The organism is Acidovorax sp. LjRoot194, assembly GCF_964253015.1.
Taxonomy (GTDB): Bacteria; Pseudomonadota; Gammaproteobacteria; order Burkholderiales; family Burkholderiaceae_C; genus Acidovorax.
Window position 1 is genome coordinate 4130892 of sequence record NZ_CAXUQB020000001.1, and the last position, 26388, is coordinate 4157279.

Here is a 26388-nt window from a genome sequence, read left to right on the forward strand (position 1 = left end):
GCGCCCGGTGTTACCACAGCGCTCAGGCAGCCACCTGGGGCTGCAGCTGCGCCAGCCCGTCGATGGCCAGGCCATAGCCCAGCACGCCAAAGCCGCACATCACTGCCTTGGCGGCTGCGGCCATGTACGAGTGGTGCCGGAAGGATTCGCGCGCGTGCACATTGCTGATGTGCAGCTCGATCAGCGTGATGCCCGTGCCCTTGGTGGCATCGTGCAGCGCCACGCTGGTGTGGGTGTAGGCACCGGCATTGATCACCACACCGGCCAGCTCACCCGCCGCATGCAGGCGGCCCGCTTCGTGAATCCAGTCGATCAGCGCACCTTCGTGGTTGCTTTGGTGAAACCGCAGCGCAAAACCGTGGCGCGAGCAGGCGTCGGCACACAGTTTTTCGACATCGGCCAGGGTGTGCGCGCCGTACACGGCAGGTTCACGCGTGCCCAGCAGGTTCAGGTTGGGGCCATTGAGGACGAAAACGGTTTTCACAAACATGCACTCCGAGGGGTTGCACCCGCCATGCAGCGGGCAAAGGTGCCAAATTATGCTGCGCCGCCACCTGCGCGCCCCAAAGAAAAAGCGGCCCGAAGGCCGCTGTAAAAGGCAGCCTGTGCAAAGACGCTGCCTGTGAGCGACTAGCGCCCAAGAGGTTGGTTACAAGTTGCGGCAACCGCGCCGGTCAGGCCTGGCTGCATGGGCTGGGACGATCAACGATCCCAGCGGCCGTAGCCGCGGTCATGGCGGTGATGATGGTGGCGATGGCCTCGGTAGCCACGGTCACCGTAGTACACCACGGCAGGTGGAGGGGCGTAGTACGCTGGCGGGGGAGCGTAGTACACGGGCCGTGGAGGCGCGTAGTACACAGGCGGGGGGGCCACATACACCGGGGCGGGTGCGTAGTAACCGCCATTGCTGGCCCCTACCACCACACCCGGCACGCCGATGCCCACGGACCAGTTGACGTCGCGGGCCTGGGCGGCGCCCGCGCCACCCAGCAGGGCCAGCGCTACACCAGCGGAAGCTGCCAAGGCATAGATAGAACGGGATTTCGTCATGGATATCTCCTTTTGAATGAGGACAGCCAGCCAAATGGACTCGCCTCACCGGTACATAACGCACCAGGTAGGCAAAAGGATGGCATAAATTTGTCTTTACGTTGTGTCTGGAAGTACATTCGACCGTTTCCATGCGTAAACGTTCACGAAACCGGGCCCTAAAATGACCCGATGAGCACCCAAAACCCCGTCAATCCAGCCGCCAGCACACCGGCTGCTGCCACTGCACCAGCCCCAGAAGCCGCCAAGCCCAGCAACTTCCTGCGCCAGATCATCGAAAGCGATCTGGAAAAAGGCACCTACGCCGCCCGCCGCTGGGGAGGCACCCCGGGCGACGCCGCCCACCATGCGGCCGGCCAACCCGACCCCGCCAAGATCCGCACCCGCTTCCCGCCCGAGCCCAACGGCTACCTGCACATCGGCCACGCCAAGAGCATCTGCATCAACTTCGGCCTGGCGCGCGACTACGGCGGCGTGTGCCATCTGCGCTTTGACGACACCAACCCCGAAAAAGAAGACACCGAATACGTCGACAGCATCATCGATGCCGTGAAATGGCTCGGCTTCGACTGGAACGGCCACCCCAGCGCCCCGCCCTACCAGGCCAGCGACTACTTCGACTTCATGTACCGCGCGGCCGAATACCTGATCGAAGCCGGCCACGCCTACGTGGACGAGCAAACCATCGAGCAGATGCGCGTCAACCGCGGCGACTTTGGCAAACCCGGCGTGAACAGCCCCTTCCGCAGCCGCACCCCGGCCGAGAACCTGGCCAAGTTCCGCGAGATGAAGGCCGGCCTGCACGAAGACGGCTCCATGGTGCTGCGCGCCAAGATCGACATGGCCAGCCCCAACATCAACATGCGCGATCCGGCCATCTACCGCATCCGCCGCGCCACCCACCACAACACGGGCGACACCTGGTGCATCTATCCGATGTACACGTATGCGCACCCCATCGAAGACGCGCTCGAGCAGATCACCCACAGCCTGTGCACGCTCGAATTCGAAGACCAGCGCCCCTTCTACGACTGGCTGCTGGAGCGCCTGACGGAAGGCGGCCTGCTGAGCAACCCGCCACCCCGCCAGTACGAATTCGCCCGCCTGAACCTCACCTACGTGATCACTAGCAAGCGCAAGCTGGCCCAGCTGGTGTACGACCACAAGGTCAGCGGCTGGGACGACCCGCGCATGCCAACAATAGTCGGCCTGCGCCGCCGCGGCTACACGCCCGAATCGCTGCAGGTGTTTGCCGAGCGCATCGGCGTGACAAAGAGCGACAGCTGGATCGACTACAGCACCCTGGAAGGCTGCCTGCGCGAAGACCTGGAGCTCAAGGCCTTCCGCGGCATGGCCGTGCTCAACCCCGTCAAGCTGGTGCTCACCAACTGGGACGACGTCATGGGCGCCGGCCACCTGGAGCCCTGCACCCTGCCCTCCCTGCCCCACCCCCCTGAAGGCGTGGAAAGCCCCGAGCGCCACTTCACCATCGGCAAGGAAGTCTGGATCGAACGCGAAGACTTTGAAGAAGTGCCGCCCAAGGGCTACAAGCGCTTGTTCCCGGGCAACAAGGTGCGCCTGAAGGGGGGCTACGTCATCGAATGCACCGGCTGCAACAAGGACGCCAACGGCACCATCACCGAAGTGCTGGCCACCGTGGTGCCCGACACCAAGAGCGGCACCCCCGGCGCCGACAGCGTCAAAGTGAAAGCCGCCATCACCTGGGTCGGCGTGGCCGACGGCGTGAATGCAGAAGTGCGCATGTACGACCGCCTGTTCCTGGACGCCCAGCCTGACGCAGGGGGCAAGGACTTCATCGAGAGCCTGAACCCGAACAGTCTGAAGGTGGTGACGGCCATCGTGGAGCCGTCACTGGCCAAGGCCCAGCCGGACGACAAGTTCCAGTTCGAGCGGCACGGGTACTTTGTGGCGGACCGGGTGGATCACCGGGCGGGGAAGCCGGTGTTTAACTTGGCGGTGGGGTTGAAGGACTCCTGGGGGAAGTAAATTTTCTCGATCATGAAGAGATCACCGGAGGGGTGAAACGTGTTGGCGGCTCCGATACCCATGGCCCTAAGCGCGCGCAAGTGCTCCAGCAATCAGCGTCAAGAAAAACGTAGTGCGCCAATACATTTCAACTCCACTCGGTAATCTCTCACTCCTCGCAAAAAGCAGCGGCGTGGGCGGTGGGGCGTGGGATCAGGCCCCCCGCATATTCAGGAAATCCGTCGAGCCAGCGCTTCCAGACGGCATGTCTGTTCTTGGCTGCCACATCGTGTTGCTGCAGTGCACGCCGGGCGAAGCCTCAGAAGGCGTCACGTTCGAATGCAGTTGGGCCGACGATGTGCCGCTTTGTACAGGGCCGGAAACTGGTGAATGGCTTGAAGCCCAGGGCTGGGAGGGGCTCGGCTACAAGATCATCGTTGGGACTGAAGACTACGACTGTTTTGCAAAACGGCTGGGGCCCGAGATCGCTATCTCTGCATCGCAGCACTCAGTGCTCTATTCCGAAAGAGGAATCCGGATTCAGGTCGGCCCACTAGCAGGCGGCATCGAGTTATCTCTGCACTTCGTGGTTTCGTGGAACCGTCCCCCTGACCCAGCTGACTGTTCGTGCTGGTATGCGGTAGGTATATCCCATCCCACAGTTCTCAGCCACGCCCATTCCGAGGTAGGGTGAGTTGTCTGCTGCAACGCAAAGCTGAAGGCGGCAACAGCGCACTGGAATCCGGCAGGCGCGATAGCTGATTGCGTCTGAAGTCGAGAGAAATTCGGCGGCTGTAGAACGAACACACGGCGCTGAATCGATCGTCTCGGTCAAACCATTTTGCGCGTCCCTTCAGCTAATGTCGTCCGACCTGCAATCCCCCGCGCGTTATCACGGAAGAACCCACTGCCAGGCCAGCGATGTAGTGATCACCTCCCTTTTTGAGATACAACCGCGCAATGCTGAACCCGCCCGAACAACCGCCTACCGTCAAACCCACCTTCGCCCACATGCCGCCCGGCCCAGTGGCAGGCCCCTTGCAGTTATTGCCTGTCAACGAATCGGTGGTGGCAGTCCACACGGCCGATGGCGCACACCTGGGTTCACTCAAAAAGATCGGCGCGGTCTGGAAATTCAAAGCCATGGGCTACGGCGCTGACGGCGGCATGGAGCCGGGCCACGGCGCGCTGACCGATCAGCACAACATGCAGTTCGCCACGCCCGATGCGGCCGAAGTGAGCGCCCGGTTGCTGGGCGCGCTGGGAAGCACCCTGTAAGAGCGGCCAAGAAGCCCAGCGACGTCTGCCTTGAACGGCAGAGCCCCTCAGTTCGACGCTTCAGCCAGCACGAACTCCACCGCAGCACACACCGCCGCCACCTGCGCATCGACGCACTGCTCCGGCGTGGCACGCGCACTGTCCGGGTACACCTCCGTCGTCGTGGTGTAGCGCGCCCCGCTGATGCCCGCGCACAGGCCCCACTGCTTCATCGGGTAGTGGATCACGCCATGCGCCACCATCGGCGAGCCGATGATTTCCCCCTGGTCATCCGCAGGCGCGATGTGCGTCACCCGGCTGACCGCATCGATGATCGCCTGCTGGAACGCGGGCTGCGGGTTGTCGGTGTCATCCACCAGATAGAACCCGTCCGGGATGCTGCCCGGCTCGAACACCTTGCCGTCGCGCGCGGCCACGGCGGGGCGGTATTCGGATTCGTCGGTGTCTGTCGTTTCGTGCAGGTCGATGTGCGCGGCCCACTGGCCGCGCAGCGGGGCCACCAGGCGGATCAGCGCGGCAGCCTCTTGCGCGGGTGAGCCTTCGCGAAAGGACCGGTTGGGGTCGATGGCGTCGAAGTTCCAGCGCTGGAAGCGCTCGTACGCCCAGGGACTGACGCAGGGCACCACCAGCAGGTTGACCCGGCCCGCAAAGCGCTCGGCCTGCGTGTCCACAAAGCGCAGCGCGCCGTGCACGCCACTGGTTTCGTAGCCGTGCACGCCGCCGGTGACCAGCACGCTGGGCGACCCTTCGTTCCACTGGCGGCTGCGCAGGGCCCGCAGGGGAAAGCGCTCTGCCGCGTGGTGGGCGTCGGCATAAACGACATCGCCATACATCTCCACATCGAATCGGCCGCGCAGTGCCTCGATGGCGGCAAGCACGTCATCGGCGTAGCTGCGCTGGCGCACTTGGCGAGCGCGCCATTGGTCGCGCTCTGCGGCGCCCCAGGGCTGGCCGGGTGTGCCGATGGGGTAGGAATGGGTGTCTGGCATGGCGGTCGTGTGGCGTGTGTGAAAAGCGAAATGGGGGTGCGTGGCGTGGGGTGGCTCCACCGCCGGCGCGGAGCACAGTGCAGAGCGTTCATAGAATACCCCGATGCCCCTTCCCCTGCCTTGGCCGATTCGGCTCGTCACACCCTTCGTTGTCTTGCTGGCCTGCATGTCAGCCCACGCCCAGAACGCACCCGTTGCGCCGCCTGCGCCCACAGCGCCTGCCAGCACAGCACGCCCTGCAGGCGGGCTGCCGCCCTTGGCGCCCGGCCCGGCAGCACCGGCAGCACCGACAGCTCCGTCAGCGCCTGGCGGTGAGGCCACCGGCAGTGCAGACCCTTCCACAGCAGGTGCGGCCGTGCCGGTGCCCGCCACAGCGCTGTCGCGCGACGCACGGCGCATCTACGAGCTGTCGCGCGACAAGCTGGTGCAGATCCGCACGCTGCTGCGCAATGCCGACACGCAGGCGTCCATCGGCTCGGGGTTCTTCGTGTCCGCCGACGGCCTGATCGTCACCAACTTCCATGTGGCCAGCCAGCTTGCGCTGGAGCCCGAGCGGTATCGCGGCGTGTATGTGACGATGGAGGGGCAGGAAGGCGACGTGGAGTTGCTGGCGTTCGATGTGCAGCACGACCTGGCCGTGTTGCGCACCAAGGCCCGCACCGCCGCTGCGCCGGTGCTGAGCTTTCGGCCCGCCACCGAGGCCCTGGCGCAGGGCGAGCGCATCTATTCGCTGGGCAACCCCCTGGACATCGGGTTTGCCGTGACCGAGGGCACGTACAACGGGCTGGTGCGGCGCAGTTTCTACCCACGCATTTTCTTTGGCGGCACGCTCAACCCCGGCATGAGCGGCGGCCCGGCGGTGGACGATGCGGGACGTGTGCTGGGTATCAACGTGGCCAAGCGGCTCGATGGGGAGCAGGTCAGCTTCCTGATTCCTGCCGAGTTCGCGCAGGCGCTGGTGCAGCGCGCAGCGGCCGCCGAACCCATCACCCAACCTGCGTTCGGCGAGATGACCCGGCAGCTGACGGGCCATCAGCAGTTGCTGACGGACCGGTTCCTGAAAGCACCGTTTCGCGAGCAGCGCCATGGCAACTACCGCGTGCCGGTGCCGGACGACGCACTGGCGCGGTGCTGGGGCTCGGGGCGCGACCCGGCCTTTCCCGGCCTGAACCTGGAGCGCACACAGTGCCGGGCCGACAGCGATGTGGTGGCGGGTGACTTCAACACCGGCGCAGTGCGCCTCGCCTACGAGACCTACAACGCCCCGACCCTGGGTGCCGCCCGGTTCGGGCGCATGTACTCGCAAAGCTTTGCCAACGAGCAGTTTCTGCGGCGCGGCAACCGCCACCAGACGGCGGTCGATTGCTCCGAACGTTATGTGGACCCTGGCAGCCTGCCGATGCGCGTGGTGATCTGCATGTCGGCCTACCGCAAGCTGCCCGGCCTGTACACCATGACGGTACTGGCCGCGAGCACCAACCAGCCCACCCAGGGCGTGCTGGGCCGCCTGGACGTGCAAGGCATCGCTTTCGACAACGGCATGAAGCTGGCAAGCCACTACCTCAAGGCGTTTCGCTGGGAGGCCGCACCATGATGCCGACCCTCGGACTGATCGAAGCCTTCGACCGCCACGGCGCCCTGTTGGCGCGCGCTCCCATCACGCGCTGGCCGGTGACCGTGGGCCGGGGCCTTGACTGCGACCTGGTGCTGGACGACCCCTTCGTCGCACCCACGCACCTGCGCATCGACCGCGCGGTGGATGCGCCCATGGGCGTGCAGGTGCAGGTACTGCAAACTCGCAACGGCGCACGCCTGGGCCGCAAGCGCCACGGCGAAGGCGACCGCTTCGACTGGCCGGAAGGCACGCAGATCGACCTGGGCCGCACCCATGTCGCGCTGCGCCTGGCAGACACCCCCATCGCCCCAGAACAGGCGCTGCCGACGTTTCCGTGGCGCACGGCGGGCACCACAGCCGGCCTGGTGGTACTGATGGTGGCCACGGCAGCCGGCAATTCGTGGCTGGAGGCCCGGGACACGTTGCAGTACTTGAAGGCACTGCCGAGCGTGCTGCTGATGATGCTGCTCGTGCTGGGCGCCTGGTCGGGCATGTGGGCAGCGGTCAACAAGGTGTTTGCGGGCCAGTTGCAGTTCTGGCGCCATGTGCGCATTGCCTGCGCCGCAGCCCTGGCGGTGGATGCGGTGCATGTGGTGGCGCATTTGACGGCGTTTGCTTTTTCGCTGGAGTCGTTCTCGCAGTTCGCCAACGTGCTGGCCATGGTGGTGCTGGCAGGGGCGCTGTACGCCCACCTGGCCACCGTGCTTCCACGCAGACGGGTCGGCCTGGCTTTGATGGTGGTGGCCGCCGTGGTGGTAGGTGTGCCGTCGTGGCTGGGTGCACAGTGGCTGAACAACATGCGGCTGTCTTCCGCGCTGTACATGAGCAGCCTGTTCCCGCCCAGCCTGCGCGTGGCCCCTGCCGTGCCGGTGGACCAGTTCCTGCAAGAGACCGAATCGCTGCGCGGCAAGCTCGACCGCCGCCTGCGTGACGACGGCCAGGGGAACGACGACGAGTGAACAACCGGCCAGGCGCCGCAGCCCCAGCTGTGGCGCGGCACCAAACCCGCCACCGCAGTCCTGACTACCAGCGCTCACGCAACGACCCACCCATGCGCCGCCGCAAACTCCATCACCACGTCTACGTCGTCGAGCTCTCGAAAGACGTGCTGCTGGAGCCGCGCTTTCGCAAGAACAACCCGGGCTACATCGACGGCAAGCCCTGCGTGTACGTGGGCATGACGGGCCTGGACCCGGACGTGCGGTTCGACAAGCACAAGGCGGGCATCCAGGCCAACCGGTTCGTGACCCAATACGGCCTGCGCCTGCTGCCCGACTTGTACGAAGGCTTCAACCCCATGAGCTACGAGAACGCGGTGGACCGGGAGATCGAAATCGGTATTGACCTGCGCTCTGCCGGGTTCGGGGTGTGGCAGGCGTGATGGATGGCAACACCCGAGCGAGCGATGTGCACCCGGCGTTACACACCAGCATCAATGCTCCTCATTGAATAGCAACCACCGCTTGCCAGTAATGCGGTAGCGGTATTTTTTTACTCCACCCCATCTTTTATGAACTTCGCAGACCGCCTCAAGCAACTCCCCGCCGCCACCCACCTCGCAGCCCTGCAGCTGCTGGATGCCGGCGGCCAGGTCGTGGCCACCATCGAGAACAAACCGGGTCAGACAGGCTCGCTGGTCGTCTACTCCGCGCTGGCGGCCCTGTACGGCGGCAGCATCACGCCGGCCGCCGCCGCGCTGGGCCTGGAGTGGTATGCAGAGCACACGGCAGACGCCAAGGCCTTCCCTGGCAAGCACCCCAACATCGACCGCCTGCTGGCCTGGGCCGAGGGCAGCGAGAGCTTTCGCGTGCGCACCGTGGCCGCCTGAGGCCAGGGCTGGACAGCGCCAGGCGTTCAGAAAAAAATGCCGGCGCCGGCCGCCTGTTGTCGAAAACGGCCTGCCCCGTTCGTCGTAGGAATGTGAACAGCTGCGACCCCCGCTGCTGCCCACCTTCTTCATCCACCCTGAGTAGTTGACACCCCAAGGAGACAACCCATGACGACCAGCGATCCCAGCGACAACAGCAGCCACAGCGCTGCAGCCAGCGGCACAGTCACCCTGCACCGCGTGCTGCGCGCCCCGCCAGAGAGGGTGTACCGCGCCTTTCTGGACGCAGACGCCATGTGCAAATGGCTGCCTCCCCACGGGTTCACGGGCCGGGTGCTGAGCCTGGACGCGCGCGTGGGCGGCACCTACCGCATGCAGTTCACCAATTTCAGCAACGGCCAGACGCATGCGTTCGGCGGCGAATACCTGGAGCTGGTGCCCGGCGAGCGCATCGTGCACACCGACCGCTTCGACGACCCCAACCTGCCCGGCGAGATGCGCACCAGCATCGTGCTCAAGAAGGTGCTGGTGGGCACCGAGGTGTCCATCGTGCAGGCAGGCATCCCCGCCGTGATCCCGACCGAGATGTGCTACCTGGGGTGGCAGGAGTCGCTGCAGCTGCTGGCGCAGTTGGTCGAGCCCGACATTCCTGCGGAGTGATCTGCAGCACCCGCACGCCGGCCGGTGCTGCGGCAACCGCGCCCGGCGCAGGGCGCGGGCTCGTGCCGTCAGGCGGGCGGGCGCCACCATCGTCATCATCCGTATCACTTGAGCCACTTGTCGGCGGCCTGCTTGAGCACGCCCCGGCTGTCCACCTGGCCCCAGACGAAGTTCATCACCCGGGTGTAGTCCGCATCGTCCTTGGGCAGCATGAAGCCCAGGTAGCTCTTGGGCGTGAGCGGCGCGTCGATGAAGGCGGCGTGAAGGCGCGGGTCGGCCTTGCTGTAGACCACGGCCTCGTAGGTCTCGGTGATCATCACGTCGCCCTTGCCTTCGGCGATCAGCGCAGGGATCTCGGCGTTCTTGTCGTGCGTGCTGACCTGCGCGGTCTTGAGGTTCTGCAGCACAAAGGTCTCGTTGGTGCCGCCGGGGTTCTTGATCACGCGCACCGTGGGCTTGTTCAAGTCGTCCACGGTGTTGTACTTGGCCTTCTCGGCCGAGCGCACCAGCGCCACTTTGCCGAAGGGCGCATAGCCCGGCAGCATCTCGATCAGGCGGATGCGCGCCACATTGCGCGTGATGCCGCCCACCGCGATGTCGAACTGGTCGGCCTGCAGGTCCTTCATCAGGTTGGGCCAGGAGGTCTGCACGTATTCGATCTTCACGCCCAGCTCCTTGGCCATCGCCTCGATCACGTCGATGTCGTGGCCCGAAAGGCCCGCGTCGGTCTTGATGGCGAACGGCCGGTAGTCGCCCGGCGTGCCCACGCGGATGACCTTGGTCTCCATGATCTTGTCGAGCCGGGGGCCGGCCTGCGCGGCCTGGCTGAAGAGGGACAGGCCCGCCACCAGGACGGTGGCAGCCACGGCGAGTGTTTTCTTGGTGATCATGATTTTTGAAACGCTCCAGAAGGGGGATGGACCAGCGTCCCTTGGGGGCCGCGCGGCAAACGCTGCACCGGCAGGACGCACAAAAGATACGCCAGCCACTAGCATCAACCATGCCGAGCAGGCGCCCAATGATGGCACCCGCCGCGCACTGCCACCGTGCTGAGTTACCCTGCAAGCCCGATCCGCTGTTTAACAGGTGGATCATCCATGGGTCGACCATCGACCATGGACCTGCGAATCGATGGACCTGCCCTTCGCAGATCCCCTCAACACACAAGGAACACCATGAAAAAACTCAACGTCACCATCCAGCTCGAAATGACCGTGCCCGACGACTGGCAACTGGTCGAGACCTCCGAAGGGACGCCCGTGATCCAGATGGCCGAAGGAAAATTCCTGGACATCGCCATCGAGCCGCTGTTCGCATCGGACCCCGAAGACATGTGGAGCAGCAGCGAGACCGACGACGAGCTCAACGACGTGCTCGACATGGTGGAGAGCGAGGAAGTGGCGTACGAGTTTGTGACGCACTGAGCGGTAGCACGCGCCCCGGCAGGCCCTGGGCTCATGCGAAAGTGTTTCTCATACCAGTCACATTCCGTCTTTTGCAAAGAATGAGACACACTTTCTGCAAGGCCCACCGCACAGGTATGGAGTGCTCCGGCGCTGAATGGGCCTGACAGGGCGCAGTGGCGACGGCGGCGACGGCGGTAATTGCCGCCGCAGTCACAACTGCGAGCGCAGCAGACCGGTCATCTTCTCGTGCAGCTTTTCGCGCAGCGGCCGCTCCAGCCAGTCTGCGTGCGTCACGCGACGCGACCGCTTGATGTCGTCTTCGAACACCAGCGTCTGGCGCTGCGCGAACTTCGCGTCGTAGACGTTCAGATTGGCCTCGTCGTTCAGGCGAAACGACCGGTTGTCGAAGTTGGTGGAGCCCACCGACACCAGCAGCTGGTCCACGATCATTACCTTGCAGTGGTACATGGTGGGGCGATACTCGTAAATCTCGGCGCCGGCCTGCAGCAGGTCGCCCCAGGTGGCGCGTGATGCAGCCTTTACCGTTTCAGTATCAGTGTGCTCGCCGGGCGTGACCAGGCGCACGCGCACACCGCGTTTCAAGGCGTCCATCAGCAGGTTTTGCGTGAGCTCGTCGGGCACGAAGTACGCCACCGACAGGTCGATGCTGCGCTCCGCAGCCGTGATGGCCAGGTGGTACATGAGCTGCATGCTCTCGCTGCCGCTCGATGGCGAGCTGGAGAACATCTGAGCCTTTTGCGTGCCCACCGGTGCGATGGCCGGAAAGTACGCATCGCCATGCAGCACCTTGCCCGTGACCTTGAGCCAGTTGTCCAAAAACGTGGCCTGCATCTGCGCCACGGCCGGGCCGCGCACCAGGTAGTGCGAGTCGCGCCAGTGGTCGGGGTTTTGCGCATTGCCGGTCCATTCGGGCGCAATGCCCACGCCACCGGTAAAGCCCACCTGCCCGTCCACCACCAGCAGCTTGCGGTGGGTGCGGTTGTTCAGGCGCGCCAGGTTGTACCAATGGGGCTCGTGGAATTTTTTGATCTGCACGCCGGCCTGCTCCATCTCGGCCAGGTAGCTGTCTTCCATCTTGGCGCTGCCCACCCAGTCGAGCAGTACGTGAACTTTCACGCCCGCCTGGGCACGCTCGCTCAGCGCGTCGGCAAACTGCTTGCCGATGTCGCCCGACCAGTAGATGTAGGTTTCGAACGTGACGCTCTTTTGCGCGGCCTTGATGGCTGCGAGCATGGGCGGAAAGATCTGATCGCCGTTGAGCAGCTCGGTCACCTCGTTGCCTCCGACGATGCCGGGGCCCAGCAGGCTGCCCAGGGCGCGCTCGAACTGCGGGCTGGCGGTGTTGTACAAGCGGGGCAGCTCGTGCTGCACCTTCTTTTCACCAGCGGTGAAGTTCAGGGCCAACAGCACCAACACTCCGGTGACCAGTGCGGTCAGGAAGATGGTGAGGGGGGTGGAAAGGCGGCAAGGGCCAGCGTGGGGCATGCGGGCGATTGTGGCGGCGGTCCATGTCCGCAACATGTAGGCCGAAGTCGCAGCGCCGCGGCGGCACAATGGCCGGTTATCGCACTGCGTCCATGCAGCCGGTCACCCACCCCCTCAACGCATTCACTGCCATCGTGTCCCAGCTACCCCGCACCCTCGCTGCCCCACCACTCTCCACGCTGACCCGGCGCGCCCTGATCGGCGCAGGCGGCCTGCTGGCCCTGCCCGCCACCGGCTGGCTGCATGCCAAGCCCCTGCCGCCCGCGCCTGTCGTCTGGCCCCAAGCCCTGCCGGTGCCCGGTGGCGTGGCGCGGCTGTCGCTGGGCCCGGCGGCCACGCGGCCGGTGGCGCATGTGCGCCAGGGCGATGTGGATGTGCCGGTGCTGGTGGTGGGCGATGCCATCGAGTGGACGGCCGTGGTGGGCATACCGCTGGCTGCGGAGCCCGGCGACGTTTTCATTACCGTGCAGCCTGCGGGCGGCAAGCAACGCGAGGGCAGCGCACGGCAAGTGCCGTACCGCATCGCGCCCAAGCAGTACAAGGAGCAGCAGCTCAAGGTCGCGCCTGGCAAGGTGGACCTGTCGCCCGAAGACCAGGCCCGCTACGAGCGCGAGCGCGACCACCAGGCCGTGGTCGTGGCAGCCTTCACCGAACAGCCTGCAGGCCAGGCGCTGGCATCGCTGCGCATGCGCGTGCCGGTGCCGGGGCGGCGGTCCAGCTCGTTCGGGCTGCGGCGCGTGTTCAACGGCCAATCGCGCAATCCGCACAGCGGCATGGACATCGCGGCAGGCACGGGCACGCCCATCGTCGCGCCCCTTCCAGGCCGGGTGATCGACGTAGGCGACTACGTCTTCAGCGGCGGCAGCGTCTGGCTCGACCACGGCCAGGGCCTGCTGACGGTGTACGCCCACCTGAGCAGCATGGACGTGCGCGTGGGCGATATCGTGAAAACCGGAGAGGCATTCTGCAAGGTAGGCGCCACAGGCCGCGTGACCGGGCCGCACCTGCACTGGGGCGTGATGCTCAACCGCGCGATGGTGGACCCGGCGCTTTTCGTGCCGGCTTAGATCGCAGAGCCGGCTAACGGTCCAACGGTTTTTCAACCTGTGTCCACACCACATTGCCCACACTATGAATTTGATAGCTATCAGCGCATACCCAATGCGCGGTAGACGCCTTTTTATTTCAATCTCCGGCCCATAGCATGACCTCGCGCCTCATCCGCTTCAACAAACCCTACGGCGTGCTGAGCCAGTTCACCGCCGAAGGCAAGTGGCAGGGCCTGAAGGACTACATCGACCTGCCCGGCGTGTACGTGGCAGGGCGGCTGGATGCGGACAGCGAAGGCCTGCTGCTGCTCACCAACGACGGCCCGCTGCAGGCCCGCATTGCCGACCCGCGCTTCAAGATGGAGAAGACATATTGGGTGCAGGTGGAGGGCATCCCAGATGCTGCCGCGCTTGCCGCCCTGTGCCGCGGCGTGGTGCTGAACGACGGCCCCACCCTGCCCGCCCGCGCGCGCCTGCTGGACCCGCCCCCCGCCGCCTGGCCGCGCAACCCGCCCATCCGCGAGCGCAAGGCCATACCCACCGCGTGGATCGAACTCGTCATCCGCGAAGGCCGCAACCGCCAGGTGCGGCGCATGACGGCCGCAGTGGGCCACCCCACGCTGCGGCTGATCCGCGCGGCCATCGGGCCGTACTCGCTGCAAGGGCTGGAGCCGGGCACCTGGGCTGACTGAGGCACCGGGGCACGGTCCGGTCGCTGTCGATGTCTGCCCGGCATCAGCGGCCAAGGGCTTGCGGCTGTTCACCGACTGGCTCGGCCCAGGCCAAAAGGCTGCGAATCCCATCGGCAACACATTCCATTGTTGCCAGCACGCTGTCACCAGCACGCCCTAGAGTCCCGAGCTGACCAAGACACGAAGGTACGTATGACAACGCAGTTCTACGGCGCATCCAGCCTGGACGGATTCATTGCCACGCCCGACCACGACCTGTCCTGGCTGCTGCAGTTCGGCGACATCGAGGGCAGCAGCTACCCCGCCTTCATCCGCGATGTGGGTGCGCTGGCCATGGGTTCGCACACCTACGAATGGATGCTGAAAAATGCCATCGGCGCGGGCCAGCCGTGGCCGTATGAACAGCCCGCGTGGGTGTTCACCTCGCGCACGCTGCGCAGCGTGGCCGGTGCCGATGTGCGCTTTGTAAAGGGCGATGTGCGGCCCGTGCACCAGGCCATGGTGCAGGCCGCGGCGGGGCGCAATGTGTGGGTCGTGGGCGGTGGTGAACTGGTGGGGCAGTTCCACGATGCAGGCCTGCTGGACGAGTTGATCGTGCAGGTGGCACCGGTCACGCTGGGCGCGGGCGCGCCGCTGCTGCCGCGGCAGATCACACAGCCTGGGGCGCTGCGCCTGCAGTCGGTGGCCACGCTGGGCGGCATCTTTGCGGAGTTGCGATATGCGGTGCAGCGGCCCTGATGCACTTGCTGCCCACCGCTATGCTTTCTATAGCTGTCAGCGCTTTATCAACAAGCGGTAGCGGCGTTTTTAGCTCAAAAGACGCTCAGTCCAGCGCCACCGTTTTGCTCACCGGGTGCGACAGCACCAGCGACGTGGACACGCTGCCGTGCGCAGCCAGTGCGTCCACCACGCGCTCCAGGTCCGCGGGCTGGCCGAAGGCGCAGCGCACCACGAAGCAGTCTTCGCCCGTGACGCGCACGGCGTCCAGCACCTCGGGCATGGACTGGAACAGCTGCACGTAGCGCTGGATGTGTTCGTGCGTGGTGCGCACCCGCACCACGGCCTGCAGGCCCAGGCCCACCGCCGCCAGGTCGATGCGGGCCGCGTAGCCGGCGATCACGCCCGCGTCTTCGAGCTTCTTCACGCGCTCGCTCATCGCGGGCTGCGACAGGCCGATCTGCTTGCCCAGCGCCGACAGGCTCTGCCGCGCGTCGCGCTGCAGCGCCATGAGGATCTGACGGTCTTTCTTGTCCAGCTCCACGTGCAAGTCCTTTGCCAGCAGGCGATGGGTTCAAGGTTTGGGGGTGCGCTTTTCGATGATGCCCCCTGGTCGGGAATGCGCGCCGTGCCTATCGTAGACGGTCTTTCACCACCTCGAGAAACATCACGCCATGCGCCCTGTCCTGCTCATCCCCGGCATCCACAACTCCGGTCCGCTTCACTGGCAATCATTGTGGCAAGCGCAGCATGCCGGCGTCTCGCGCGTGCAGCAGTCCGACTGGGACCACCCGCTGTGCAGCGACTGGGTGCAGGCGCTGGACGCTGCCGTGGCCCGCGCGAGCGAACCGCCGATTCTGGTGGCGCACAGCCTGGGCTGCCTGGTGGCGGTGCACTGGGCGGCCCTGAGCACGAGGCCCGTGCACGCCATGCTGCTGGTGGCCGTGCCCGACCCGGTGGGGCCGAACTTTCCAGCCGATGCGCAAGGCTTTGCGCCGCTTCCAGGCGCCCTGCCGCCGATGCGCCGGTTGACGCTCATCAGCAGCACCGACGACCCCTATTCCACGCCCGGCTTTTCAGCGCTGCGTGCGGCCGACTGGGAGGCCGAGCATGTGGTGCTGGGCGCTGCAGGCCACATCAATGCCGACAGCGGCCTGGGCGCATGGCCGCAAGGGTGGAAACACGTGGAGCGCTGGCGCGCGCAGGCAGTCTGAGAACGCAGCGCACGCAGTCAAGGCTGGCGCGGGTGGCACAGCACCATCGCAGTGGGCTCAGCCGCCCAGCGCCTGTGCCTGATCAATGACGAGGTAGCGCTTGACCAGGTCGAAGAAGCTTTCGTAGAACGTGTCCTTGGAGATGGTCTCGCTGCCCACCTTGACCATCGACTCGCTGCTGGCCGACAGCGGCAGCGACACCGAACCGATGGCGCCCACCCCCAGGCTGGCGGAGTTGTTGGTCTTGCGCAGCGCGTAGGTGTCCTGCAGCGCGGTGACGAAGCCCAGGCTCACCTTGCCGTCACTGGCCTCGGGCACGCAGACCACGCGCACGACCATCTGCAAATGCGATTCGGCCTCGGGCTGAAAGCTTTTCTTGCCCTCCACCAGGTCGGCGCTGCTCGACGAGATAATGTAGCCCTGGCTCAGCAGGGCCCGGCGCGACGCCTCGCAGGTCTGGGCCGGCGTGGCGTCGAACATGCGCGAGTAGGTGGTCACCGAGCCGAAGCTTTCCTGCACGCCGAACGTCTTCACGTTCGTACCCACGCAGCCGGCCAGCAGCACCGCCGCCCCCACCAGCACGGCTGCGGCAACGCTGCGCGCCGCAGGTCGCCGTGGGCCCCTGCCAAAAAGGGAGTCCGTCAGCGACGGCGTGAGGGGACACGCAACGTCTGGCAACAGATGCTCCTGGTGGGGTGTCTGGATCTCGGTTCGGGTCTGGGTCTGGGTCATGTCGATCTCACCAATCAATGGCGTGGGCGCTGGCAGGGGCCGCAGCAGGGCTGCCGGCCCCGCGTACTGTGACGGCACCCGCGGCGCCCGGTTCCGTGGATTCTATGAATTCCGGCCTGCGCCGCACGCGCGATGCTGCACTGCACTATGCCGCCAGCTTACGCAGGTCACCGTCAGGAAATGGCGATTGAACGTATCAATTTGCACCACGGGCCAGCGTCTACCCTGAATCTGCTTCTGAATGGATAGCTGCTGGCGCAAAGGACACCAGCGCCTGTGCCGATTTTCCCTCCTCCCAGCCGACACGGCCAGTTATGCCCGTTCCATGTGCAGCAAGCTGTGGATAAATCATGGAACAAGCCGCAAAACCCGCGCCAGCGCTCGCGCCCACCGCACTGCCCAAAAAACCGGCATTGCTGCCCCAGCCTGCGCACCCTGCCACCCCATCGGACGCAGCCGTCAACAGCTATACTATTGATAGCTAATTGCGCATATCCATCGAGCGGCAAGGCCCCAAACGGCCCCACACCCATGCGCTGCGCCACCGACGGGCCCGCCGCATTGCCAGCCGTCAAATCCGCCCCCACCACCGTGCCCCTTGCCACCCTGCTCTGCCTGGTCGTCGCCATCAGCGACGGCGACACCCTCACGGCCCGCTGCGGCACGCCCGGCACCTATGAGCAGGTCAAGGTGCGCGTGGCAGCCATCGATGCGCCAGAGTCGCGCCAGGCCTTCGGCCAGATGTCGCGGCAGAATCTGGCGCGGCTGTGCTTCAGGCAGCGCGCCGCGTTGCAGCCGGTGGACGAAGACAGCTACGGACGCACGGTCGCCAACGTGCGCTGTGGCAGCACCGACGTCGCCACAGCGCAGGTGCGTGCGGGGCTGGCCTGGGTGTACACGCCGTATGCCAGCGCCCACCCGCATCTGGTACCACTGCAAAGCCAGGCGCGCAGCGGCGGCACGGGGCTGTGGTCGCAGCGCCGCCCGCAGGCGCCGTGGGACTACCGGCACCGCCGCAGCAGGCATTGAAGACGCTGGCGACGCCTACGATGTCGTTGGCGCTTCTGGGGGTCTTTACCTCGCCGCCCGGCAAACGCGCGGCTAAGCCAGTAGCATCGAAGGGTCTTTCCCCCGGCCCCTGCGGCACGCTCTGCAGCCGGCCGCCCTGCCTGCCTTTCGCCTTTTCATGACAGCCCCCCAACCCACTCTTGCGGCACCCGATGCCGAGACGGCCAGTGTCTACCGCCATTCCGGCTTTATTTCCTTTCTGATCGCCCGGGTGGTGGCCGTGGTGGCCACCCAGGTGCAGGCGGTGGTGGTGGCCTGGCAGGTGTACGACCTGACGCGCGAGCCGCTGGCGCTGGCCTATGTGGGCCTGGCGCAGTTCCTGCCCATGCTGTGCCTGCTGTTGCCGGCCGGCGACCTGATCGACCGGTTCGAGCGCAAGCGCATCCTGGCCATCAGCTGGTCGGTGGGCGGCGTGTGCAGCGCACTGCTGTGGTGGCTGTCGGGCCACGGGGCCAGCGGGGTGGCGGGCATCTACGCGGTGCTGGTGCTGTACGGCTGCTCGCGCGCTTTCTCGGGCCCGGCCATGCAAAGCCTGCTGCCACAGATCGTGCCACGCGCACAGCTGGCGCAGGCCATTGCGGCCAACAGCATGCTCATGCGCGTGGCCAGCATCGGCGGGCCGCTGCTGGGCGGGCTGCTGTATGCGCTGGGCGGCGGCGAGCTGACGTACGCCGTGTGCTGCGTGTGCTTTGCGCTCGGCGTGGTGCTGCTGCTGCGCGTGGTGGTGGCGCACGCCACCGCGCCCGGCCCCACGCAGGGCACGATGTTCGAGCGCTTTGGCGCGGGCATCACCTTCATCCGCACGCGGCCGATCATCCTGGGCACCATCTCGCTCGATCTGTTTGCCGTGCTGCTGGGCGGCGTGATCGCGCTGCTGCCCATCTACGCCCACGAGGTGCTGCACGTCGGCCCCACCGGCCTGGGGGCGCTGCGCAGCGCCATGGCCGTGGGCGAGGTGAGCGCGGGGCTGTACCTGAGCATGCGCCCCTTCAACCGCCATGTGGGGCGCACCATGTTCATCGCGGTGGCGGTGTTCGGCGCGGCCAACCTGGTGTTTGCGCTGTCGACGGTGTTCTGGCTGTCGTTCGCAGCGCTGTTGGTGGCGGGTGCGGCCGACATGGTGAGCGTGTACATCCGCGGGGCGCTGGTGCAGTTCTCGACCCCCGACACCATGCGCGGGCGGGTGAACGCGGTGAACATGCTATTCATCGGCTCATCGAATGAACTGGGCGAGTTCCGCGCCGGCACCAGCGCGGCGTGGCTGGGTGCAGTGCCTGCCGCCATCGTGGGCGGCCTGTGCACGCTGGGCGTGGTGGCGACCTGGGCCACGGTGTTCAAGCCACTGCGCAAGGTGGACAAGTTCGAGGAAGCCGCGCAGGCCCGATAGCTCCCCCGGGCCGCTCGGTGCGGGCTCAACATGGCCGGCCGCTACAGCTGCTCACAACCTTCGGCGCGTTTGTATCGCGTGGGTAAAACCCGCTGCGGGGCCTTGCCTTGCCTGCGCGGCAAGCGCAGCATGGCGCCCCAGCCCTGGCATCGATGGGCTTGCAGGACACCCGCACCATGCGCCATGACACGCCCGCTTTGTTGAGCACCACCCCGCCCATCAACCGCCGCCAATGGCTGGCACTCGCAGCGCTGGGCGCATCGGCCAGCGCTTTGCCTGCCCTGCCCACCTGGGCGGCCGTGCCCGCGGCGCCGGCCGATGCAGCCGACGACGCCGTGCGTGCGCGGCTGGTGGACCGCATCACCTGGGGCAGCACCGCGCAGGGCGCGCAGGCCATGGCACCGCAGGGCATGCAGGCCTGGCTGGCCAGCCAGCTGCGCCCCCCCGCCGACGCGCCGCTGCCCGGCGACGCCCAGGCGCAGATCGACGCCATGGCCATCACGCGGATCCCGTTCGACACCCTGGCCCTGCAGATGCAGGAGCGCCAGCGCGAAGCGCGCGCACTGCCCACCGAAGACGAACGCAAGACCGCGCTGGAGGCCTGGCAAAAAGACATGCGCAACCTGCAGCGCGAGGCCAGCCAGCGCTTCGTGCTGCGCGCGCTGTACTCGCCCGCCCAGCTGCGCGAGAAGATGACCTGGTTCTGGATGAACCACTTCAACATCTTTGCCGGCAAGGCCAACCTGCGCGCCGCCGTGGGCGACTATGAAGAGCGCGCCGTGCGCCCGCATGCGCTGGGCCGCTTTCGCGACCTGCTGGGCGCCACCACGCGCCACCCGGCCATGCTGTACTACCTGGACAACGTGCAGAACGCCGTAGGCCGCATCAACGAGAACTACGCCCGCGAGCTGATGGAGCTGCACACCCTGGGCGTGGGCGGCGGCTACAGCCAGCAGGACGTGCAGGAGCTGGCGCGCGTGCTCACGGGCGTGGGTGTCAGCATGCGCCCGCTGGACGACGAGCCGCCGCGCATGAAGCCCGCGCTGCGCGCCCAATACGTTCGCCAGGGTTTGTTCGAGTTCAACCCCGCGCGCCACGACTGGGACGCCAAGACCCTGCTCGGCCAGCCCCTGCGCGCCCAGGGCCTGGCAGAGCTGGACGAGGCGCTGGACCGCCTGGCCCGCCACAGCGCCACGGCCCGCTTCATCACGCGCAAGATGGCCGTCTACCTGGTGGGCGACGCACCCTCGCCCGCCCTGCTCGACACCCTGGCCCGCACCTTCGAGCGCACCGACGGCGACATCGCCGCGGTGCTGGCCGCGCTGTTCCAGGCGGGCGAGTTCCAGGCCTCGCTGGGCCAGCGCTTTCGCGACCCGGTGCAGTACGTGCTGGCCGGCGCCCGGCTGGTGCACGGCGACCAGCCGGTGCTGGCCAACACTGAGCCCTTGCTGGGCTGGCTGCAGCGCCTGGCCGAGCCGCTCTACGGCCGCGCCACGCCCGACGGGTACCCGCTCGACTCCGCCACCTGGTCGGGCTCGGGCCAGATGAGCACGCGCTTCGAGGCAGCCCGCGCGCTGGGTGCCGGTGCCGTCGCCAACGCGGGCGCGCCGAGCCAGCGCACACCGCCGCCTGCGCTGTCGCAGACGCCCTACCTGCGCCAGATCGACGCCACCCTGGCCCCGGCCACACGCGCCGCGCTGGTGCAGGCGAATTCGCCGCGGGAATGGAACCTTTTGTTCCTTTCATCTCCCGAATTCATGCACGGCTAGAGATGGAGTACATCCCCCTGAGTCGCTTCGCGCCTCGGTGCGTCCGCCGGAGGCTGTCGCTCTTCAGGCACGTCCAAGCCTGCGCAGGCAGGCTTGGAGCCGCGGCCTTCAGCCCCTTCTCTCGACCCGCTGCGCGGTTCGGGAAGGGGGACGCAGCCAGTGCGGCGGGGCGGCCCTTGCACAGCTGCCCTCGCTTCGAGAGTGCGAAATTCGAGCGCAATAGTGCATGCCATTCGCCGACGTCATTCAAGGAGATCACATGCTGAGACGACACTATCTCCAGGCTTTGGGCGCTGGCGCCCTGGGCATTGCCACCGCTTCCGCCCAGGTGTCCGCTGCCCCGCGCGCAGGCGACGCGCGCCTGCTGCTCGTGTTCCTGCGCGGCGGGTACGACTGCGCGAACCTGCTGGTGCCCACCAGCAGCAGCTTCTATTACGAGAACCGCCCCAACATCGCCATCGCCCGCCCCGGGCAGGAGGGCGGCGCGCTGGAGCTGACCAGCGACTGGGGCCTGCACCCGGTGCTGGCGCAGTCGATGCTGCCGCTTTACCAGCGGCGCGAGCTGGCCTTCGTCCCGTTTGCCGGCACCGAAGACCTGTCGCGCAGCCACTTCGACACGCAGGACAGCATCGAGCTGGGTCAGCCCCTGGCGGGGCGGCGCGACTATGGGTCGGGCTTCCTCAACCGCCTGGCGGCCGAGCTGGGCGCCCGGCAGCAAGACGCATCGCCGATGGCCTTCACCAGCACCCTCCCCTTGGTGCTGCGCGGCACGGTCGATGTCCCCAACACGGCGCTGGCCGCCGCGGCCGGCAAGCCCGGCGTGGACGAGCGGCAGGCCGGGCTCATCGACATGATGTACCGCAGCACCAGCCTGGCCCGGCCCGTGGCCGAGGGCTTTGCCACACAGGGCGAGGTGGCCCGCAGCATGCAGGGCGAGATGGATGCCGCCAGCCGTAATGCGCTGAGCACCAAGGGCTTCGAGGGCACGGCGCGGCGCATGGCGCGGCTGATGCAGACGCGCTACCACCTGGGCTTTGTCGACGTGGGCGGGTGGGACACGCACGTGGGCCAGGGCAACGCCACGGGCGCGCTGGCCAACCGCCTCGAAGAACTGGGCCGCGGCCTGGCGGGCTTTGCGGACGAGATGGGCACGGCGGCCTGGAAGAACACCGTGGTCGTGGTGGTCAGCGAGTTCGGCCGCACCTTCCGCGAAAACGGCAACCGCGGCACCGACCACGGCCACGGCACCGTCTTCTGGGTGCTGGGCGGCGGCGTCGGCGGCGGGCGCATTGCGGGCGAGCAGCAGGCGCTGTCGGCCACCACGCTGTTCCAGAACCGCGACTACCCCGTGCTCAACGACTACCGTGCGGTGCTGGGCGGGCTGTTCGCACGGATGTACGGGCTCAACGCTGCGGCCGTGGGGCGGGTGTTCCCTGGCACGCGGGGCGTGGACCTGCGGCTGGTGTAGCCGCAATCGATTGCTATATTTTCGATAGCTGCCAGCGCTCACCTATCAAGCGGTAGCGGCCTGCAGAGCCCCGATATCGGCCGGGTCAGGCGTTGAACGTGCCCGTCAGCAGTTCGGGCAGGCGTTCGATCTTCATCTTGAAACCACACGCCTGCGCGTGGCCGCCGCCGCCCATGCTTTCGGCGAGCGCAATGCAGTCGAAGTTGCGCTGTGCACGCAGGCCCACCTTCACGCCCTTCTCACCCGCGCTCCACATCAGCGCGAAGGTGCCGGTCTTGGCCGAGAGGATGTCGCCCACCAGGCTGTGGAACATGCCGGGCGCGTTCACCATCAGGCCAGTGATGCCGTTGAACACCAGCGGCTGCGCGCCTTCGGCGATGCTCGCGCACAGCTTGCGGTACTTCTCGTCCATGGCCGCGCCGCGCGCCATGAACTGCGTGAGCTCGTCGGGCGTGAAGGCTGCGATCTGCTGCCAGCGCGCAAAGCCCTGCTCTTCCATGTCGAGCGCCGACAGGAAGGCCCCGCTTTCCGGGAACTCCCACTTCCAGATGTCGCGGTCTTCCACATACTGCAGCAGCGCGGGTACGGGCTCGTGCGGATGAAAGAACTCCCACGCCAGGCGCGCGCCCGACTTGCTCATGTCGAAGTGCACCACGCCGCAGCGGCAGGCAAAGCCGGTGAGCTTTTCGGCCGCGCTCTTGTGGTGGTCCAGCATCACGAGCTTGGCCGCGCGTTCGTCGATGGCGGTCATCACCTCGGCGGCGAACGAGAAGTCGAGGATGTAGACCGCCCGGCCCTGCACCGGCGGCAGGTCGTCCACGGTGGTGATATCGCCGTGGTCCAGCCCCACGTATTCGGCACGGTCGCCGTAGTACAGCCATGCGGCCAGCGCCGCGCCAAAGCCATCGGGGCAGTTGCGCCCGTGGTACAGAATCAGCGGGGCCGGGTCGTTCTTGTCGGGCGCAACCAGCAGTTGCAGGGGGAGTATGGTTTTCTTCGTCATGGCCCCCGATTGTCGCCGGGGCGGTGGCAGGCGGCGAGCACTGCATCGCCAGCCAGGGAACCAAGCGCGGCCCTGCGGCCTCCATCCATGCGTACATGCACGCCCCGGCTCCACAGAAAGCACACCCCATGTTCCAGACACTCAAAGACCTGCTCGACAGCCTGATGCAACCGGCCCACACCGCCACGGCACAAGACCAGGCCCACGCCGTGCAACTGGCCGCCGCCGTACTGCTGGTGGAGGTGGTGCGGTTCGATGCGGCCATGGACCCGGCCGAACGCACGGCCATGGTCACCGCCCTGCGCAGCAAGTTCGACCTGGCGGGCGATGAGCTGGACCGCCTACTGGAGCTGGCCGTCGACACCTCCCGCAGCGCCTACGACTACCAGCGCTTCACCGGCAGCCTGAACGACCACTTCACGCAGCCGCAGAAGGTGCAACTGGTCGAAGCCATGTGGCAGGTGGCGTACGCCGACGCACGCCTGGACGAGAACGAGATGCATACCATCAGCAAGGTGGCCGGCCTGCTGCATGTGACGCACGGCGAGTACATCGCCGCCAAGATGCGCGCGAAGGAAGCGGCTGGCGTCTGAATCGTCTGAATCGTCTGAATCGTCTGCACCGCATACGACTCAGGGGGCGTCTACACCGGCAGCCAGCGCCACCAGAAGGGGTTCTTGACCTCCCGCACACCGCGCTCACGCAGCAGCGTGACGAACTCTGTGCGCCCATGGCGCCGGGCCGCCTGCAGCGGCGTCATGCCGTCGAACTCCGAGCGCAGCTGCGGGTCTGCGCCGTGGTCGAGCAGGTAGTGCGCGATGGCATCGTGCCCGTGGATGAGGGCCGCCACCAGCGGGGTGCACAGGATCTCGGGATGCTGGTAGTTGGGGTTCACGCCCGCGCCGATGTGGTGGCGCACCAGCGCCAGGTCGCCTGCCAGGGCGGCGGCATACATGTCTTTCCAGTCTCCGGCCGACATACGCAGCAATCCTTTGCATGAACTTGATCGCCGCAGTGTAGGTACGCCCGGCGTGCTGCACAATGCGCGCCTTCCCTCATTCGGCCTGCGCCACCGGCCCGGCCTCTTTCATGCACCCTCCCCTGCACATCCTCTGGCGCGACGAGCACCTCGTGGCCGTCTACAAGCCCGCTGGCTGGCTGGTGCACCGCACGGGGCTGGACGCGGGCGAAACGCGCTTTGTGATGCAGACCCTGCGCGACCAGCTGGGCCAGCACGTGTTCCCCGTGCACCGGCTGGACAAGGGCACCTGCGGCGTGCTGGTGATGGCGCTGCACAGCGATGCGGCGCGCGCACTGTCGCAGGCTTTCGAGCACCAGGCCACGCACAAGCGCTACCTGGCGCTGGTGCGCGGCTGGGCGCCGGGTGCCATCGAGGTGGACCACGCGCTCAAGCCCGATGACGCACCGGCCGATGCCGCGGTGCAGGAGGCCCACACGCGCTTTCAGCGCCTGGCACAGCTCACGCTGCCCGAGGCCAGCGACGCCCGCTTTGCCAGCACGCGCGCATCGCTGGTCGAGGCCATACCGACCACAGGCCGACGCCACCAGATCCGCCGCCACCTCAAGCACCTGGCGCACCCCATCATCGGCGATGCGACCCATGGCAAGGGCCCCATCAACCGCTGGTGGGCCGAGCGCCTGGGCCAGCAGCGGCTGTGGCTGCATGCGTGGCAGCTCACGGTGCCGCACCCGGTGAGCGGGGTGCACATGACCTTCGACAGCGGACTGCAGTGGCCGACGGCCCTGCCCGGCAGCCCTGTCGCAGTGGACGATGGCGGCAAAGGCAACGGCAATCACAACGGGAACGCCTTGCGCGCAGCCCCCACGGCCGACTGGGAGCGCCTGCTGGCGGTGCTGCCCTGGCAGCGCTCCGACGATCTTCCGGAAAACCTTTCAAAAGCCCTGCCGGGAGCAGCCCGGCCCTAGGCGATAGCCCTACGCGGCCTTCGCACCCAGCGCCTGCATGCGCGCCTTCCACTTGGCCACCCCGCCGTCGCCCAGTTGCTCCACGCTGCCCACCAGGGTCTCGTGCACGGGGGCGATGCCCACAAAGCCCAGAATATTGCGCTCCAGCGACTTCACGCTGTGCGCCCGGAAGTACCAGCGGTAGACCAGCGCCGGCATGCCCATGGTCACGACCACGCGCGCGCTGCGGCCGGTCAGCCCCTTGCGGCCGAACGGGTTGCTGCCCTCGGTGGTGAACGCAAAGCCGGGCCGCGCCACTTGCTCCAGAAAGCCCTTGAGCAAGGCCGGCATGTCGCCCAGCCACAGCGGAAAGAAAAGGACGATGTGCTGCGCCCAGCCAATGTCCTCTTGCGCAGGCTTGAGCCGTGCCGGCAGCAAGCCCAGCTCCCATTCGTGCTGGCTGCGCAGCAGTGCGAAGTCGATGGCGGCGACGTCGATGTGCCGCACCGCGTGGCCGGCACTGGTGGCGCCCTGGGCGTACGCCTGCGCCAGGGCATGGCACAGATGGGGCGCGCTGGCGTCGGGGTGTCCCTGGATCAGGACGATGCGCTGCGGGGTCATGGGGGGCTCCTCACCGGGCCGCGCCAGGCCCCAGGGGCGGCGGCCTGGGCAAACGGCGGCGTGGGGGCCCACCGCGCATCGTGGCACGCAGCAGGGTGCCATGCAAGCGGTGCGACCCGAGCCTGGCGAACAAGGATGTAAGACCTGATGCGCGCGGTGTCCGAGCGTGATTGAAACGCTCCTTTTTTAATAGCTGCTGGCGCTTTCCTGGCAAGCGGTAGAGGCATATTTTTGCCATTTTTTTTGTTCAACACGGGCCTGCGTGACTGGCGGCGTCGGCTGTGTCCTACCCGCCGGGCGGTCGGTCGCCTGTAGACGGCTGCCGCGGCAAGGCGCACAGTGCGCGGACGGTGGCCCAGCCGGCGCCCTCATCCCTAACCCCTACCTACCCCAACCCTGCACCATGCATGCTCTTGCCAGCCCA

Annotated in this window: 29 protein-coding genes; 19 read left to right on the forward strand and 10 right to left on the reverse strand. The window is 66.8% G+C overall.

Annotated features, from left to right (window positions below; genetic code table 11):
• Nucleotides 1-22: 22 nt before the first annotated feature.
• Both aroQ and ACSQ3N_RS18795 read right to left on the reverse strand, forming a co-directional pair.
• Nucleotides 23-490 carry a type II 3-dehydroquinate dehydratase gene (aroQ, locus tag ACSQ3N_RS18790; RefSeq protein ID WP_436147111.1) on the reverse strand — a complete coding sequence of 156 codons (468 nt, stop codon included), beginning with the start codon at nucleotides 488-490 and terminating at the stop codon, nucleotides 23-25.
• Between the two features lie 212 nt (nucleotides 491-702).
• Nucleotides 703-1050 (reverse strand): hypothetical protein, encoded by a 348-nt coding sequence (locus tag ACSQ3N_RS18795; RefSeq protein ID WP_082517001.1) that lies wholly within the window; start codon nucleotides 1048-1050, stop codon nucleotides 703-705.
• A gap of 171 nt (nucleotides 1051-1221) precedes the next feature.
• On the opposite strand from ACSQ3N_RS18795, the gene ACSQ3N_RS18800 reads away from it, so the two are divergent.
• The 3 genes from ACSQ3N_RS18800 (at nucleotide 1222) to ACSQ3N_RS18810 (ending at nucleotide 4314) form a co-directional block, all read left to right on the forward strand.
• Complete coding sequence (locus tag ACSQ3N_RS18800) at nucleotides 1222-3057, forward strand: glutamine--tRNA ligase/YqeY domain fusion protein (RefSeq protein ID WP_436147112.1); 1836 nt, start codon at nucleotides 1222-1224, stop codon at nucleotides 3055-3057.
• A gap of 112 nt (nucleotides 3058-3169) precedes the next feature.
• Nucleotides 3170-3730 carry a hypothetical protein gene (locus ACSQ3N_RS18805; protein WP_156372121.1) on the forward strand — a complete coding sequence of 187 codons (561 nt, stop codon included), beginning with the start codon at nucleotides 3170-3172 and terminating at the stop codon, nucleotides 3728-3730.
• A 266-nt stretch (nucleotides 3731-3996) separates the two neighbouring features.
• Nucleotides 3997-4314 carry a hypothetical protein gene (locus ACSQ3N_RS18810; RefSeq protein WP_082517002.1) on the forward strand — a complete coding sequence of 106 codons (318 nt, stop codon included), beginning with the start codon at nucleotides 3997-3999 and terminating at the stop codon, nucleotides 4312-4314.
• 47 nt (nucleotides 4315-4361) lie between these two features.
• Here ACSQ3N_RS18810 and ACSQ3N_RS18815 read toward each other — a convergent pair whose 3' ends face one another.
• Nucleotides 4362-5303, reverse strand: a complete 942-nt coding sequence (locus ACSQ3N_RS18815; RefSeq protein WP_056170011.1) for a M14 family metallopeptidase — start codon at nucleotides 5301-5303, stop codon at nucleotides 4362-4364.
• 166 nt (nucleotides 5304-5469) lie between these two features.
• On the opposite strand from ACSQ3N_RS18815, the gene ACSQ3N_RS18820 reads away from it, so the two are divergent.
• From ACSQ3N_RS18820 to ACSQ3N_RS18840, 5 genes are all read left to right on the forward strand, one after another.
• Nucleotides 5470-6897 carry a S1 family peptidase gene (locus ACSQ3N_RS18820; RefSeq protein WP_436147113.1) on the forward strand — a complete coding sequence of 476 codons (1428 nt, stop codon included), beginning with the start codon at nucleotides 5470-5472 and terminating at the stop codon, nucleotides 6895-6897.
• Nucleotides 6894-7877, forward strand: coding sequence for an FHA domain-containing protein (locus tag ACSQ3N_RS18825; protein ID WP_436147114.1), 984 nt, complete (start codon nucleotides 6894-6896; stop codon nucleotides 7875-7877). The genes ACSQ3N_RS18820 and ACSQ3N_RS18825 overlap by 4 nt, the downstream gene beginning before the upstream one ends.
• A 92-nt stretch (nucleotides 7878-7969) precedes the next feature.
• Nucleotides 7970-8299 carry a hypothetical protein gene (locus tag ACSQ3N_RS18830; RefSeq protein WP_436147115.1) on the forward strand — a complete coding sequence of 110 codons (330 nt, stop codon included), beginning with the start codon at nucleotides 7970-7972 and terminating at the stop codon, nucleotides 8297-8299.
• A 129-nt stretch (nucleotides 8300-8428) separates the two neighbouring features.
• Nucleotides 8429-8746 (forward strand): DUF2322 family protein, encoded by a 318-nt coding sequence (locus ACSQ3N_RS18835; protein WP_436147116.1) that lies wholly within the window; start codon nucleotides 8429-8431, stop codon nucleotides 8744-8746.
• Nucleotides 8747-8914: 168 nt separating this feature from the next.
• Nucleotides 8915-9406 carry an SRPBCC family protein gene (locus tag ACSQ3N_RS18840; RefSeq protein ID WP_436147117.1) on the forward strand — a complete coding sequence of 164 codons (492 nt, stop codon included), beginning with the start codon at nucleotides 8915-8917 and terminating at the stop codon, nucleotides 9404-9406.
• 104 nt (nucleotides 9407-9510) lie between these two features.
• On the opposite strand, the gene ACSQ3N_RS18845 is transcribed toward ACSQ3N_RS18840, so the two are convergent.
• On the reverse strand, nucleotides 9511-10296 hold the full coding sequence (locus ACSQ3N_RS18845; RefSeq protein WP_056170035.1) for a transporter substrate-binding domain-containing protein: 786 nt from the start codon (nucleotides 10294-10296) through the stop codon (nucleotides 9511-9513).
• 285 nt (nucleotides 10297-10581) lie between these two features.
• On the opposite strand from ACSQ3N_RS18845, the gene ACSQ3N_RS18850 reads away from it, so the two are divergent.
• Complete coding sequence (locus ACSQ3N_RS18850) at nucleotides 10582-10830, forward strand: hypothetical protein (RefSeq protein ID WP_056170038.1); 249 nt, start codon at nucleotides 10582-10584, stop codon at nucleotides 10828-10830.
• A gap of 192 nt (nucleotides 10831-11022) precedes the next feature.
• Here the strand turns inward: ACSQ3N_RS18850 and ACSQ3N_RS18855 are convergent, their stop codons facing one another.
• Entirely contained in the window at nucleotides 11023-12318 is a 1296-nt protein-coding gene (locus tag ACSQ3N_RS18855; RefSeq protein WP_436147118.1) for a phospholipase D-like domain-containing protein, read from the reverse strand.
• A 134-nt stretch (nucleotides 12319-12452) separates the two neighbouring features.
• On the opposite strand from ACSQ3N_RS18855, the gene ACSQ3N_RS18860 reads away from it, so the two are divergent.
• The 3 genes from ACSQ3N_RS18860 (at nucleotide 12453) to ACSQ3N_RS18870 (ending at nucleotide 14797) form a co-directional block, all read left to right on the forward strand.
• On the forward strand, nucleotides 12453-13385 hold the full coding sequence (locus tag ACSQ3N_RS18860; protein ID WP_436147119.1) for a peptidoglycan DD-metalloendopeptidase family protein: 933 nt from the start codon (nucleotides 12453-12455) through the stop codon (nucleotides 13383-13385).
• Nucleotides 13386-13522: 137 nt separating this feature from the next.
• Nucleotides 13523-14059, forward strand: coding sequence for a pseudouridine synthase (locus tag ACSQ3N_RS18865; protein ID WP_436147120.1), 537 nt, complete (start codon nucleotides 13523-13525; stop codon nucleotides 14057-14059).
• Between the two features lie 192 nt (nucleotides 14060-14251).
• A complete protein-coding gene (locus tag ACSQ3N_RS18870) occupies nucleotides 14252-14797 on the forward strand; it encodes a dihydrofolate reductase family protein (RefSeq protein ID WP_436147121.1) in 546 nt (181 codons plus the stop codon).
• Nucleotides 14798-14882: 85 nt separating this feature from the next.
• On the opposite strand, the gene ACSQ3N_RS18875 is transcribed toward ACSQ3N_RS18870, so the two are convergent.
• Nucleotides 14883-15320: an Lrp/AsnC family transcriptional regulator gene (locus ACSQ3N_RS18875; protein WP_056423167.1), complete on the reverse strand. Its 438-nt coding sequence runs from the start codon at nucleotides 15318-15320 to the stop codon at nucleotides 14883-14885.
• Between the two features lie 130 nt (nucleotides 15321-15450).
• On the opposite strand from ACSQ3N_RS18875, the gene ACSQ3N_RS18880 reads away from it, so the two are divergent.
• Nucleotides 15451-15990 carry an RBBP9/YdeN family alpha/beta hydrolase gene (locus ACSQ3N_RS18880; RefSeq protein ID WP_436147122.1) on the forward strand — a complete coding sequence of 180 codons (540 nt, stop codon included), beginning with the start codon at nucleotides 15451-15453 and terminating at the stop codon, nucleotides 15988-15990.
• A gap of 57 nt (nucleotides 15991-16047) precedes the next feature.
• Here the strand turns inward: ACSQ3N_RS18880 and ACSQ3N_RS18885 are convergent, their stop codons facing one another.
• Complete coding sequence (locus ACSQ3N_RS18885) at nucleotides 16048-16722, reverse strand: DUF2242 domain-containing protein (RefSeq protein ID WP_436147123.1); 675 nt, start codon at nucleotides 16720-16722, stop codon at nucleotides 16048-16050.
• A 531-nt stretch (nucleotides 16723-17253) separates the two neighbouring features.
• Here ACSQ3N_RS18885 and ACSQ3N_RS18890 point away from each other — a divergent pair.
• The 4 genes from ACSQ3N_RS18890 (at nucleotide 17254) to ACSQ3N_RS18905 (ending at nucleotide 22414) form a co-directional block, all read left to right on the forward strand.
• Complete coding sequence (locus tag ACSQ3N_RS18890; RefSeq protein ID WP_436147124.1) at nucleotides 17254-17751, forward strand: thermonuclease family protein; 498 nt, start codon at nucleotides 17254-17256, stop codon at nucleotides 17749-17751.
• A gap of 157 nt (nucleotides 17752-17908) precedes the next feature.
• Nucleotides 17909-19177 carry an MFS transporter gene (locus tag ACSQ3N_RS18895; protein ID WP_436147125.1) on the forward strand — a complete coding sequence of 423 codons (1269 nt, stop codon included), beginning with the start codon at nucleotides 17909-17911 and terminating at the stop codon, nucleotides 19175-19177.
• 176 nt (nucleotides 19178-19353) lie between these two features.
• A complete protein-coding gene (locus ACSQ3N_RS18900) occupies nucleotides 19354-20946 on the forward strand; it encodes a DUF1800 domain-containing protein (RefSeq protein WP_436147126.1) in 1593 nt (530 codons plus the stop codon).
• A 259-nt stretch (nucleotides 20947-21205) separates the two neighbouring features.
• Nucleotides 21206-22414, forward strand: coding sequence for a DUF1501 domain-containing protein (locus ACSQ3N_RS18905; RefSeq protein ID WP_436147127.1), 1209 nt, complete (start codon nucleotides 21206-21208; stop codon nucleotides 22412-22414).
• 85 nt (nucleotides 22415-22499) lie between these two features.
• On the opposite strand, the gene ACSQ3N_RS18910 is transcribed toward ACSQ3N_RS18905, so the two are convergent.
• Nucleotides 22500-23417 (reverse strand): DHH family phosphoesterase, encoded by a 918-nt coding sequence (locus tag ACSQ3N_RS18910; RefSeq protein WP_436147128.1) that lies wholly within the window; start codon nucleotides 23415-23417, stop codon nucleotides 22500-22502.
• A gap of 128 nt (nucleotides 23418-23545) precedes the next feature.
• Between ACSQ3N_RS18910 and ACSQ3N_RS18915 the strand changes: the two genes are divergently transcribed.
• Nucleotides 23546-24010 carry a TerB family tellurite resistance protein gene (locus ACSQ3N_RS18915; RefSeq protein WP_056170703.1) on the forward strand — a complete coding sequence of 155 codons (465 nt, stop codon included), beginning with the start codon at nucleotides 23546-23548 and terminating at the stop codon, nucleotides 24008-24010.
• Nucleotides 24011-24060: 50 nt separating this feature from the next.
• Here ACSQ3N_RS18915 and ACSQ3N_RS18920 read toward each other — a convergent pair whose 3' ends face one another.
• Nucleotides 24061-24396: an ankyrin repeat domain-containing protein gene (locus ACSQ3N_RS18920; RefSeq protein WP_436147129.1), complete on the reverse strand. Its 336-nt coding sequence runs from the start codon at nucleotides 24394-24396 to the stop codon at nucleotides 24061-24063.
• Between the two features lie 110 nt (nucleotides 24397-24506).
• Here ACSQ3N_RS18920 and ACSQ3N_RS18925 point away from each other — a divergent pair, with 110 nt between their 5' ends.
• Nucleotides 24507-25364, forward strand: coding sequence for a pseudouridine synthase (locus tag ACSQ3N_RS18925; RefSeq protein ID WP_436147130.1), 858 nt, complete (start codon nucleotides 24507-24509; stop codon nucleotides 25362-25364).
• Between the two features lie 9 nt (nucleotides 25365-25373).
• Here the strand turns inward: ACSQ3N_RS18925 and ACSQ3N_RS18930 are convergent, their stop codons facing one another.
• A complete protein-coding gene (locus tag ACSQ3N_RS18930; RefSeq protein ID WP_436147131.1) occupies nucleotides 25374-25964 on the reverse strand; it encodes an NAD(P)H-dependent oxidoreductase in 591 nt (196 codons plus the stop codon).
• Nucleotides 25965-26388 lie beyond the last annotated feature (424 nt).

Bases quoted from the DNA above. Each gene is read 5' to 3' on its own strand.
- aroQ (WP_436147111.1), bottom strand. From the start codon at position 490: ATGTTTGTGAAAACCGTTTTCGTCCTCAATGGCCCCAACCTGAACCTG.
- ACSQ3N_RS18795 (WP_082517001.1), bottom strand. From the start codon at position 1,050: ATGACGAAATCCCGTTCTATCTATGCCTTGGCAGCTTCCGCTGGTGTA.
- ACSQ3N_RS18800 (WP_436147112.1), top strand. From the start codon at position 1,222: ATGAGCACCCAAAACCCCGTCAATCCAGCCGCCAGCACACCGGCTGCT.
- ACSQ3N_RS18810 (WP_082517002.1), top strand. From the start codon at position 3,997: ATGCTGAACCCGCCCGAACAACCGCCTACCGTCAAACCCACCTTCGCC.
- ACSQ3N_RS18815 (WP_056170011.1), bottom strand. From the start codon at position 5,303: ATGCCAGACACCCATTCCTACCCCATCGGCACACCCGGCCAGCCCTGG.
- ACSQ3N_RS18820 (WP_436147113.1), top strand. From the start codon at position 5,470: ATGTCAGCCCACGCCCAGAACGCACCCGTTGCGCCGCCTGCGCCCACA.
- ACSQ3N_RS18825 (WP_436147114.1), top strand. From the start codon at position 6,894: ATGATGCCGACCCTCGGACTGATCGAAGCCTTCGACCGCCACGGCGCC.
- ACSQ3N_RS18830 (WP_436147115.1), top strand. From the start codon at position 7,970: ATGCGCCGCCGCAAACTCCATCACCACGTCTACGTCGTCGAGCTCTCG.
- ACSQ3N_RS18835 (WP_436147116.1), top strand. From the start codon at position 8,429: ATGAACTTCGCAGACCGCCTCAAGCAACTCCCCGCCGCCACCCACCTC.
- ACSQ3N_RS18840 (WP_436147117.1), top strand. From the start codon at position 8,915: ATGACGACCAGCGATCCCAGCGACAACAGCAGCCACAGCGCTGCAGCC.
- ACSQ3N_RS18845 (WP_056170035.1), bottom strand. From the start codon at position 10,296: ATGATCACCAAGAAAACACTCGCCGTGGCTGCCACCGTCCTGGTGGCG.
- ACSQ3N_RS18850 (WP_056170038.1), top strand. From the start codon at position 10,582: ATGAAAAAACTCAACGTCACCATCCAGCTCGAAATGACCGTGCCCGAC.
- ACSQ3N_RS18855 (WP_436147118.1), bottom strand. From the start codon at position 12,318: ATGCCCCACGCTGGCCCTTGCCGCCTTTCCACCCCCCTCACCATCTTC.
- ACSQ3N_RS18865 (WP_436147120.1), top strand. From the start codon at position 13,523: ATGACCTCGCGCCTCATCCGCTTCAACAAACCCTACGGCGTGCTGAGC.
- ACSQ3N_RS18870 (WP_436147121.1), top strand. From the start codon at position 14,252: ATGACAACGCAGTTCTACGGCGCATCCAGCCTGGACGGATTCATTGCC.
- ACSQ3N_RS18880 (WP_436147122.1), top strand. From the start codon at position 15,451: ATGCGCCCTGTCCTGCTCATCCCCGGCATCCACAACTCCGGTCCGCTT.
- ACSQ3N_RS18885 (WP_436147123.1), bottom strand. From the start codon at position 16,722: ATGACCCAGACCCAGACCCGAACCGAGATCCAGACACCCCACCAGGAG.
- ACSQ3N_RS18890 (WP_436147124.1), top strand. From the start codon at position 17,254: ATGCGCTGCGCCACCGACGGGCCCGCCGCATTGCCAGCCGTCAAATCC.
- ACSQ3N_RS18895 (WP_436147125.1), top strand. From the start codon at position 17,909: ATGACAGCCCCCCAACCCACTCTTGCGGCACCCGATGCCGAGACGGCC.
- ACSQ3N_RS18900 (WP_436147126.1), top strand. From the start codon at position 19,354: ATGCGCCATGACACGCCCGCTTTGTTGAGCACCACCCCGCCCATCAAC.
- ACSQ3N_RS18905 (WP_436147127.1), top strand. From the start codon at position 21,206: ATGCTGAGACGACACTATCTCCAGGCTTTGGGCGCTGGCGCCCTGGGC.
- ACSQ3N_RS18910 (WP_436147128.1), bottom strand. From the start codon at position 23,417: ATGACGAAGAAAACCATACTCCCCCTGCAACTGCTGGTTGCGCCCGAC.
- ACSQ3N_RS18915 (WP_056170703.1), top strand. From the start codon at position 23,546: ATGTTCCAGACACTCAAAGACCTGCTCGACAGCCTGATGCAACCGGCC.
- ACSQ3N_RS18920 (WP_436147129.1), bottom strand. From the start codon at position 24,396: ATGTCGGCCGGAGACTGGAAAGACATGTATGCCGCCGCCCTGGCAGGC.
- ACSQ3N_RS18925 (WP_436147130.1), top strand. From the start codon at position 24,507: ATGCACCCTCCCCTGCACATCCTCTGGCGCGACGAGCACCTCGTGGCC.
- ACSQ3N_RS18930 (WP_436147131.1), bottom strand. From the start codon at position 25,964: ATGACCCCGCAGCGCATCGTCCTGATCCAGGGACACCCCGACGCCAGC.